General features: G+C 73.5%; 11 protein-coding genes and 1 pseudogene. 8 read left to right on the top strand and 4 right to left on the bottom strand.

Annotated elements, in window-relative coordinates:
* Positions 1-174: pseudogene (locus ACSNN9_RS26560) on the top strand (C39 family peptidase); the annotation flags it as partial.
* Positions 175-338: 164 nt separating this feature from the next.
* Here ACSNN9_RS26560 and dusB read toward each other — a convergent pair.
* The 4 genes from dusB to ACSNN9_RS26540 all read right to left on the bottom strand — a co-directional run bounded on the left by dusB (position 339) and on the right by ACSNN9_RS26540 (position 3,995).
* Entirely contained in the window at positions 339-1,511 is a 1,173-nt protein-coding gene (gene dusB / locus ACSNN9_RS26555; RefSeq protein WP_436675973.1) for a tRNA dihydrouridine synthase DusB, read from the bottom strand.
* A 62-nt stretch (positions 1,512-1,573) separates the two neighbouring features.
* On the bottom strand, positions 1,574-2,953 hold the full coding sequence (locus ACSNN9_RS26550) for a glycine--tRNA ligase (RefSeq protein WP_436675972.1): 1,380 nt from the start codon (positions 2,951-2,953) through the stop codon (positions 1,574-1,576).
* A gap of 100 nt (positions 2,954-3,053) precedes the next feature.
* The gene (locus ACSNN9_RS26545) at positions 3,054-3,527 is read right to left on the bottom strand and encodes an Rv0361 family membrane protein (protein WP_357883075.1); all 474 of its coding nucleotides are present in this window, start codon (positions 3,525-3,527) and stop codon (positions 3,054-3,056) included.
* Positions 3,528-3,653: 126 nt separating this feature from the next.
* Complete coding sequence (locus tag ACSNN9_RS26540) at positions 3,654-3,995, bottom strand: antibiotic biosynthesis monooxygenase family protein (RefSeq protein ID WP_436675971.1); 342 nt, start codon at positions 3,993-3,995, stop codon at positions 3,654-3,656.
* 27 nt (positions 3,996-4,022) lie between these two features.
* On the opposite strand from ACSNN9_RS26540, the gene ACSNN9_RS26535 reads away from it, so the two are divergent.
* The 7 genes from ACSNN9_RS26535 to ACSNN9_RS26505 all read left to right on the top strand — a co-directional run bounded on the left by ACSNN9_RS26535 (position 4,023) and on the right by ACSNN9_RS26505 (position 8,430).
* Entirely contained in the window at positions 4,023-4,280 is a 258-nt protein-coding gene (locus ACSNN9_RS26535; protein ID WP_357883060.1) for a hypothetical protein, read from the top strand.
* A gap of 54 nt (positions 4,281-4,334) precedes the next feature.
* Entirely contained in the window at positions 4,335-5,336 is a 1,002-nt protein-coding gene (locus ACSNN9_RS26530; protein ID WP_436675969.1) for a metal ABC transporter substrate-binding protein, read from the top strand.
* Positions 5,333-6,094, top strand: coding sequence for a metal ABC transporter ATP-binding protein (locus ACSNN9_RS26525; protein ID WP_436675967.1), 762 nt, complete (start codon positions 5,333-5,335; stop codon positions 6,092-6,094). The genes ACSNN9_RS26530 and ACSNN9_RS26525 overlap by 4 nt, the downstream gene beginning before the upstream one ends.
* A gap of 1 nt (position 6,095) precedes the next feature.
* Positions 6,096-6,962: a metal ABC transporter permease gene (locus tag ACSNN9_RS26520; protein ID WP_121400249.1), complete on the top strand. Its 867-nt coding sequence runs from the start codon at positions 6,096-6,098 to the stop codon at positions 6,960-6,962.
* A 63-nt stretch (positions 6,963-7,025) separates the two neighbouring features.
* Complete coding sequence (locus ACSNN9_RS26515; protein ID WP_088998913.1) at positions 7,026-7,325, top strand: ArsR/SmtB family transcription factor; 300 nt, start codon at positions 7,026-7,028, stop codon at positions 7,323-7,325.
* Entirely contained in the window at positions 7,322-7,720 is a 399-nt protein-coding gene (locus tag ACSNN9_RS26510) for a Fur family transcriptional regulator (RefSeq protein ID WP_357883072.1), read from the top strand. The genes ACSNN9_RS26515 and ACSNN9_RS26510 overlap by 4 nt, the downstream gene beginning before the upstream one ends.
* Before the next feature lie 104 nt (positions 7,721-7,824).
* The gene (locus ACSNN9_RS26505; protein WP_436675965.1) at positions 7,825-8,430 is read left to right on the top strand and encodes a hypothetical protein; all 606 of its coding nucleotides are present in this window, start codon (positions 7,825-7,827) and stop codon (positions 8,428-8,430) included.
* Positions 8,431-8,449 lie beyond the last annotated feature (19 nt).

The following is an 8,449-nucleotide window of genomic DNA, read 5'->3' as shown; positions in this document are numbered from 1 at the left end:
ACCGACGGCACCACCCACTCCTTCGAGGGCGGGCACTACATCAGCGTCGTCGGCTACCGCGACAACGGCAACACCGTGACGATCGCCGACTCGGCCGACCCGACCCAGGCCTCCTACCGGATGAGCGTCGACAACCTCGCCGACTGGATCGCCACCCGCGGCTACACCGCCTGACCCCACCAAGAGAACGCCTTACCGAACGACGACAAGGGCCGGCCCCGACACGGGGCCGGCCCTTGTCGTCGTCTCCGTCCGCGCCCCGCGTCCGCGCCCCGCGTCCGCAGCCGCGCCGGGGCCAGGCCGCGCCGAGGCCAGGTTCAGCCGCACCAGCGCCAGGCTCAGCCGCCCGAGTCGGCCAGCTCGGCGCCCTCCGGGACGGTGTCGTCGTCGCGGCTGGCCAGCCAGCCTTCCGGCAGGAAGACCTTGCCGGGCGAGTTGGTGCGCCCGCGCGGCTGGCCCAGCGTGGCCACCGGGAAGGGCACGGTCGGATCCAGCTTGCCGAGCAGGTCGTCGAGCTGGGCCAGGCTCTCGATCATGGCCAGTTCGCGGCGCAGCTCGCTGCCGACCGGGAAGCCCTTGAGGTACCAGGCGACGTGTTTGCGGAAGTCGGTGCAGCCGTCCCGCTCGCCCCGGGCGGGGGTGCGGGAGCCCGCGGTGAACTGGTCGACCAGCAGTTCGGCGTGGCGACGCATGGTCCGCGCCACCTCGCCGAGGGTGGGCAGCCGGCGCTCCGGGCGGCCGTCGAACGCGGCCTCCAGGTCGGCGAAGAGCCACGGGCGGCCCAGGCAGCCCCGGCCGATCACCACGCCGTCGACGCCCGTGTGCGCCACCATCCGCAGCGCGTCGTCGGCCTCCCAGATGTCGCCGTTGCCGAGCACCGGCACGTCCAGCGCCTGCTTGAGCGTGGCGATGGCGTCCCAGTCCGCCGTGCCGGAGTAGCGCTGCGCCGCCGTACGCCCGTGCAGGGCGACCGCCGCCACGCCGGCGTCCTGGGCGGCGAGGCCCGCCTCGACGTACGTCAGGTGGTCGTCGTCGATGCCCTTGCGCATCTTGACCGTGACCGGCACCCCGGCGGGCGACGCGGCGTCCACCGCGGCCCTGACCAGCCGCGCGAAGAGCCGGCGCCGCCACGGCAGCGCCGAGCCGCCGCCCTTGCGGGTGACCTTGGGCACCGGGCAGCCGAAGTTGAGGTCGATGTGGTCGGCGAGACCTTTCTCCACCACGATCCGCACGGCGGCGGCGGTGACCTCGGGGTCGGTGCCGTAGAGCTGGAGGCTGCGGGGCCGCTCGTCGTCGCCGAACGCGATCATGCGCAGCGTCTTCGGGTTCCGCTCGACCAGCGCGACGGTGGTGATCATCTCGCAGACGTAGATGCCGCCGCCCTGCTCCCGGCAGAGCTGCCGGAAGCCGATGTTGGTGATGCCGGCCATCGGCGCGAGCACCACCGGCGGCCACACCTCGTGCCGCCCGAGGGTCAGCGGGCGCGGTGCGGGAACGGTCGGCGCGGTCACCGGACAAGTGTACGGGGGGCCGGCCGGTGCACCTCCCGCGCCGGGCGAGGCCCCGCCGCAGCTCAGCAGCCGGGCAGGCGCTCGATCAGGTAACGCTCGACCTGGTCCAGCGGGATGCGCTCCTGGGCCATGGTGTCCCGGTTCCGGACGGTCACCGCGTCGTCGTCCAGCGTGTCGAAGTCGACCGTGACGCAGAACGGGGTGCCGATCTCGTCCTGGCGGCGGTAGCGGCGACCGATCGCCTGCGAGTCGTCGAACTCCACCACCCAGCGCTTGCGCAGGTCGGCGGCGAGGCCCTTCGCCTTCGGCGAGAGCGCGTCGTTGCGCGACAGCGGCAGCACCGCCACCTTGACCGGGGCCAGCCGCGGGTCCAGGCGCAGCACCGTGCGCTTGTCCACGCCGCCCTTGGTGTTCGGCGCCTCGTCCTCGTCGTACGCCTCGAGCAGGAACGCGAGCACCGCGCGGGTCAGGCCGGCGGCCGGCTCGATGACGTACGGTATCCAGCGCTCGCCCCTGGCCTGGTCGAAGTAGGACAGGTCGACGCCGGAGTGCCTACTGTGCGTCGAGAGGTCGAAGTCGGCGCGGTTGGCGATGCCCTCCAGCTCCGCGAACTCGGTGCCGCCGAACTGGAAGCGGTACTCGATGTCCACCGTGCGCTTCGAGTAGTGGCCGAGCTTCTCCTTCGGGTGCTCGTGGAAGCGCAGGTTCCCCTCCGACAGGCCCAGGTCGAGGTACCAGTTCCACCGCTCGGAGAGCCAGTACTCGTGCCACTGCTCGTCCGAGCCCGGCTCGACGAAGAACTCCATCTCCATCTGCTCGAACTCGCGGGTGCGGAAGATGAAGTCGCCCGGGGTGATCTCGTTGCGGAACGACTTGCCGGTCTGGGCGATGCCGAACGGCGGCTTCTTGCGGGCGACCGTCTCCACGTTCCGGTAGTTGACGAAGATGCCCTGGGCGGTCTCGGGCCGCAGGTAGTGCATGCCCTCCTCGCCCTCGACCGGACCGAGGAAGGTCTTCATCAGGCCGTTGAACATCCTCGGCTCGGTGAAGGTGCCCCTGTTGCCGCAGTTCGGGCAGTTCAGCTCGGTCAGCGAGGCCGGCGGCCTGCCCTGCCTGGCCTCGTACGCCTCCTCCAGGTGGTCGGCCCGGAACCGCTGGCGGCACGACTGGCACTCGGTGAGCGGGTCGACGAAGGCGTCCAGGTGGCCGGAGGCGGCCCAGACGTCGCGGGCGAGGATCACGGCGGAGTCCAGGCCGACCACGTCGTCGCGCTGCTGGACCATCGTCTTCCACCACTGCCGGCGGACGTTCTCCTTCAGCTCCACGCCGAGCGGGCCGTAGTCCCACGCCGACCGGGTGCCTCCGTAGATCTCGCTGGAGGGGAAGACGAAGCCTCGGCGCTTGGCGAGGCTGACGACGGCGTCGAGACGGTCGGCTGGCATGTTTCCTCCTACGCCGACTGGCGGCCGGCGGGGACGCGGAAGGATGGAAGGAACAGCTCGGGACCCGCGCCGTCCCGGGCCCAGCAGAATACCGGGGCGGTCAGCTCACCCCGCACACCTCCATGCCGCCGGTCTGCTGGTCCTGCCCGAGGGTGACCTCCTGCCGGTCCTGCTGACCGCCGGTGTAGGTCACGTCGACCGGCACGGTGAGGGAGACGGCATCCACGTCGCCCACCCGGAACGTGGCGATCCGCGGCTCGGCGGCCACCCGGCGCTCGAACTCCCGGCGCGACTCGCGCCGCTGCGCGTCGTCGCAGAGCTGGTCGTACGCCGCGCCGTACTTCCGCTCGACGAGCGCCTGGTAGTAGTCGGTGGAGACGGCGCGCCCCTGCTCGCGCACGGCCTGCACCCCGGTCACGGCCAGACCCACCACTGCCGCGCCGCCACCGCCGCAGCAGAGCAGCACGGCGAGTGCCCCGGCGCCCAGCCCGAGCCAGAGCCGGGTGTTGCGCCCCTCGGTGGGCGGCGCCGCGAACGGCGGGGTGACCCCCGGTCCGGGCGGCGGGGCGGGCACGCCCGGGTCCGCCGGCGGACCGGGCACGGCGGGCGGCTGCGCCCCCTGCTGGCCGGGCGGCGGAGGGTACGGCGGCGGGGTCGCCGGTCCGGGAGCGGTCATGAGAGCAATGTAGTGCCCACGGGCTCAGCGGTAAGGACCAGCGGCCCGATCGCTGGCGGCCGGGACGACGTCCCCGCCGGGGGCGGCGCTGGCGAGCGCCTCGTACGCCGACGGCTCGTCGACCGACTCGGCGAGCAGCGGCACGGCGGTGATCTTGACGTCGAAGCCGCCCAGGGCGCGCCGGTAGGTGCCGACCGACTCCCATTCGGTGACCAGGCACCAGTGCCGGGGGTCGTCCAGCGCCCGGACCAGTTGGCCGCGCAGGTAACCGGGGCGGGCCGCGAGCGCGGCGAGGGCGGCGTGCGCCCGCTCGGTGAACGTGTCGGCGACGTCGACGTCGACCACGAACCGGTTCGTCACCAGCACGGGGTTCCTCCTCGTAGAGTCTGTGGGATGCAGCGTACGCAGAGCCCCCTGCCGGCCCGGCTGGCCCGGGCGAACCCGACGACGGTGTTCCTGGTCACCCTGGTGCTGGTGCTGGTCGCGTTCTTCACCCCCGGCGTGGTCGGCGGGCTGCTCACCCTGCTGCTCGCCGCGGCCGTGGCCGCGCTGATGGTCACCACCTGGTCGGTGCAGACGGCGCAGACCAGGCTGATCCGGCTGGTGGCGCTCACCCTGCTGGTCACCGCGGGCCTGGTGAAGCTGTTCTGACATGCAAGCATGCGTTTTTGACAATCATTATCGTTGTCGCGGACAGTTCGTAACATGAACCTCCGTTCCGCCCCACGCACCCTGGCCGTCGCCACCACCGCCCTGCTCGCCCTGGGCGGTGTCGCGGCCTGTTCCGACGACGACACGGCCGGCGCCGACCCGCAGCGGGTCGACGTGGTGGCCGCCTTCTACCCGTTGCAGTTCCTCGCCGAGCGCATCGGCGGCGACGCGGTGAAGGTCAGCAACCTGGTCAAGCCCGGGGCGGAGCCGCACGACCTGGAGCTGAACCCGGGCCAGGTCGGCCAGGTCGCCGAGGCGGAGCTGGTCGTCCTCCTCAAGGGCTTCCAGCCGGCGCTGGACGAGGCCGTCGAGCAGAACGCCAAGGACCGCGCGTTCGACGTGTCGACCGTGCAGCCGCTGATGGACGCCGCCGCGGGCGGGCACGACCACGACCACGAGGGCGAGGAGCACGCCCACCCCGAGGAGTCGGGCAAGCCCGAGGAACCCGGCCACGAGGAGCCCGGCCACGAGGAGGGCGGCACCAAGGACCCGCACCTGTGGCTGGACCCGACCCGCCTGGCCACGGTCGGCGACAAGCTCGCCGAGCGGCTCGGCCAGGCCGACCCGGACCGCGCCGCCGACTACACCGCCCGCGCCGGGGCGCTGCGCACCGAGCTGGAGAAGCTGGACGCCGAGTTCACGGCCGGGCTGAAGACCTGCCAGCGGCGGGAGATCGTGGTCAGCCACACCGCCTTCGGCTACCTGACCGAGCGCTACAAGCTGGAGCAGATCGGCATCACCGGCCTCAGCCCGGAGAACGAGCCCGCCCCGCAGCGCCTGGCCGAGGTCGCCCAGGAGGCCCGGGAGCACAAGGCCACGACGATCTTCTTCGAGACGCTGGTCAGCCCGAAGGTGGCCGAGACCATCGCCGCCGAGGTCGGCGCGAAGACCGCCGTGCTGGACCCCCTGGAGGGGCTGTCGACCGGTGGCGGCGACTACCTTTCGGTGATGCGTACCAACCTTGCGACCCTGAGGACGGCGTTGAGCTGCTCGTGACATCCCCAGTCATCACCGTCGCGCACGGGGTGGTCGGCTACGACGGCCGCCCCGTGCTGCGCGACGTCTCGCTGGCCGTGACCGCCGGCGAGGTGGTCGCGGTGCTCGGCGCCAACGGCTCCGGCAAGTCCACCCTGATCCGCGCCGCGCTCGGCCTGGTGCCGCTCAGCTCCGGGTCGGTCACCCTCTTCGACCGTCCGTTGCGCCGCTTCCGGCAGTGGCACCGGATCGGGTACGTACCGCAGCGCCTCGGCGCCGGCAGCGGCGTGCCGGCCACCGTCCGCGAGGTGGTGGCCTCCGGCCGGCTCGCCCGGCGCGGGGTGCTGCGCCCGCCCGGCGCGGCGGACCGGGCGGCGGTGACCGCCGCGCTGGAGGCGGTCGGGCTCGCCGACCGGGCCAACGACCCGGTCGGCACCCTCTCCGGCGGGCAGCAGCAGCGCACCCTGATCGCCCGGGCACTGGCCGGTTGGCCGGAGCTGCTGGTCCTCGACGAGCCGACCGCCGGGGTCGACGCGGCCAGCCAGGAAGCGTTCGCCGGGGCGCTGCACGACTTCGTCGCCGGCGGCGGCACGGTGCTGCTGGTGGCCCACGAGCTCGGGCCGCTGCGGCCGTTGATCAGCCGGGCGGTCGTCGTACACCAGGGTGGGATCTGCCACGACGGCGCGGTGCCCGAGCCCGCCGGCCACCACGCGGAGCCCGACCACGACCACGTGCACCCGCACGGTCCCGACGAGCCCGCCGGGCTGTGGAGCAGCTGAGATGGAACTCTTCCAGTACCCCTACATGCAGCGGGCCCTGATCGGGGCGCTGATCATCGGCCTCGCCGCACCGGCGCTCGGCATCTACCTCGTGCAGCGGCGGCTCGCCCTGATCGGCGACGGGGTGGGGCATGTGGCGCTCACCGGCGTCGGCGCGGGCCTGCTGCTCAACCGGTCCCCGGTGCTCGTCGCGGTGGCCGTGGCGACCGCCGGTGCGATCACCATCGAGCTGGTCCGCGCCCGCGGGCGCACCTCCGGCGACCTCGCCCTGGCCCTGCTCTTCTACGGCGGCATCGCCGGCGGCGTGACGCTGGTCGGGCTCTCCGACAGCACCAGCGCCAACCTGAACGCCTACCTGTTCGGGTCGCTGACCACCATCTCCCCGCAGGACCTGACCACGATCGCGGTGCTCGGCGTCGCGATCGGGGTGACCATGCTGGCGCTGCGCCCGGCCCTGTTCGCGGTCTGCCACGACGAGGAGTACGCCCGGGTTTCCGGGCTGCCGGTACGCACGCTCAACCTGCTGCTCGCCGTGGCCACCGCGGTCACCGTGACGATCGCCATGCGGGCCGTCGGGGTGCTGCTGATCAGCGCCCTGATGGTGGTGCCGGTGGCCACCGCGCAGCAGGTGACCCGGGGGTTCCGCAGCACGATGACGGCGGCCATGGCGCTCGGGCTCTTCGCCGCCGGCTCCGGGGTCTACGTGGCGGCGAACGCCGACACCGCCCCCGGCGCCTCGGTGGTGCTGATGGCGATCGCCTCGTTCGGGGTGGTCGCGGTCCTCGGCGCGGTGTGGCGGGTGCTGCGCCGACGGCGTACCCCGGCCGCCGCGCCCGCGCCCGAGCCGCACGAGGTGGTGCTGCACTGATCCGGCTCGGCGGCGTGTGATCCTGGTCAGCGGCGTGTCGGCGGGATTGGTTACCGTTACGGGGTGACCGACGGATCAGGCTACGACGCCTTCGAGGGGGCGAGCGAGCTGCTGCGTGCCCTCTCGGCACCGATCCGGCTGGCCATCGTCAGCGAGCTCGCCGAGGGCGAGCGCTGCGTGCACGAGCTGGTCGACAAGCTCGGCGCCGCGCAGCCGCTGGTCTCCCAGCACCTGCGGGTGCTGCGGGGCGCCGGCGTGGTGCGCGGCTCCCGGCGGGGTCGCGAGATCGCGTACGCGCTGGTCGACGAGCATGTCGCACACATCGTGGCCGACGCGGTGAGCCACGCCGGGGAGGGATCATGAGCATGACCGGTTCCACGGTCCGCAACACCCGGCAGCGCTCGGCGGTGAGCGCGCTGCTCGGCGAGCTGGAGGGCTTCCACAGCGCGCAGGAGCTGCACGCGATGCTGCGCGAGCGCGGCGAGCGGGTGGGGCTGACCACCGTCTACCGCACCTTGCAGGGGCTCGCCGACACGGGCGAGATCGACGTGATGCGCCCGCCGGGCGGCGAACACCTCTACCGACGGTGCAGCGAGGGCCACCACCACCACCTGGTCTGCCGGGCCTGCGGGCGCACCGTGGAGGTGGCGGGGCCGACGGTGGAGAACTGGGCCGAGCGGGTGGCGGCGAAGCACGGCTACGCTGACGTCAGCCACACGCTGGAGATCTTCGGCACCTGCCCCGCCTGCGCGGGCTGACTCCGCCCGCCGCCGAGCGGCACGCCGCCGCTGCCCCCGCCGCCAGCGGGTCGCCGCCGGTCCGTCGCGTGCCGGGGACGGCCGCGCGTGGCACGCTGTCCGGCGTGAAGATCTACGCCGATCGTTTCCCGACCGCCGTCCGACAGATGATCACCGACCTGCTCGTCGTCGCCTGGGTGTACGGCGCGATCCGTGGCGCGCTGTGGCTGCACGACCTGGTCCAGAAGCTCGCCGTACCCGGGCGGAAGCTGGAGGGCGCCGGCGGCGGCCTGGCCGACAACCTGGCCGAGGCGGGCGGCAAGGTCGGCCGGGTGCCGCTGGTCGGCGACGAGCTGACCGCGCCGTTCGAGCGCGCCGCCACCGCCGCCCGCTCGCTGGCCGAGGCGGGCCGGGACCAGCAGGAGCTGGTCGACCAGCTCGCGCTCGCGCTGGCCGTCGCCGTGCTGGTCTTCCCGCTCGGCCTGGTGCTCTTCGGGTGGCTGCCGCTGCGGGTGCGCTGGATGCGCCGGGCCGCCTCGGCCGCGAAGCTGGCCGCCGCCCCCGCCGGCCGGGACCTGCTCGCGCTGCGCGCGCTGGCCACCCAGCCGCTGGGGCGGCTGACCCGGATCGCACCCGACGTGGCCGAGGCGTGGCGGCGCGGCGACGACGCCACCGTGGACGCGCTCGCCGCGCTGGAGCTACGCCAACTCGGCCTGCGTACCGGCCGCTGACCCCCCTTCGCTCCCACCC

It is taken from the genome of Micromonospora sp. URMC 107 (assembly GCF_051386315.1).
Classification (GTDB): domain Bacteria; phylum Actinomycetota; class Actinomycetes; order Mycobacteriales; family Micromonosporaceae; genus Micromonospora.
The sequence above is the reverse complement of the archived record's forward strand: the minus strand, read 5'-3'. Positions and strand labels throughout refer to the sequence as shown.

What these genes read in the sequence shown, in the direction of transcription:
- ACSNN9_RS26550 (WP_436675972.1), bottom strand. Translation starts at nt 2,953, where the DNA reads ATGCCAGCCGACCGTCTCGACGCCGTCGTCAGCCTCGCCAAGCGCCGA.
- ACSNN9_RS26535 (WP_357883060.1), top strand. Translation starts at nt 4,023, where the DNA reads ATGCAGCGTACGCAGAGCCCCCTGCCGGCCCGGCTGGCCCGGGCGAAC.
- ACSNN9_RS26530 (WP_436675969.1), top strand. Translation starts at nt 4,335, where the DNA reads ATGAACCTCCGTTCCGCCCCACGCACCCTGGCCGTCGCCACCACCGCC.
- ACSNN9_RS26520 (WP_121400249.1), top strand. Translation starts at nt 6,096, where the DNA reads ATGGAACTCTTCCAGTACCCCTACATGCAGCGGGCCCTGATCGGGGCG.
- ACSNN9_RS26510 (WP_357883072.1), top strand. Translation starts at nt 7,322, where the DNA reads ATGAGCATGACCGGTTCCACGGTCCGCAACACCCGGCAGCGCTCGGCG.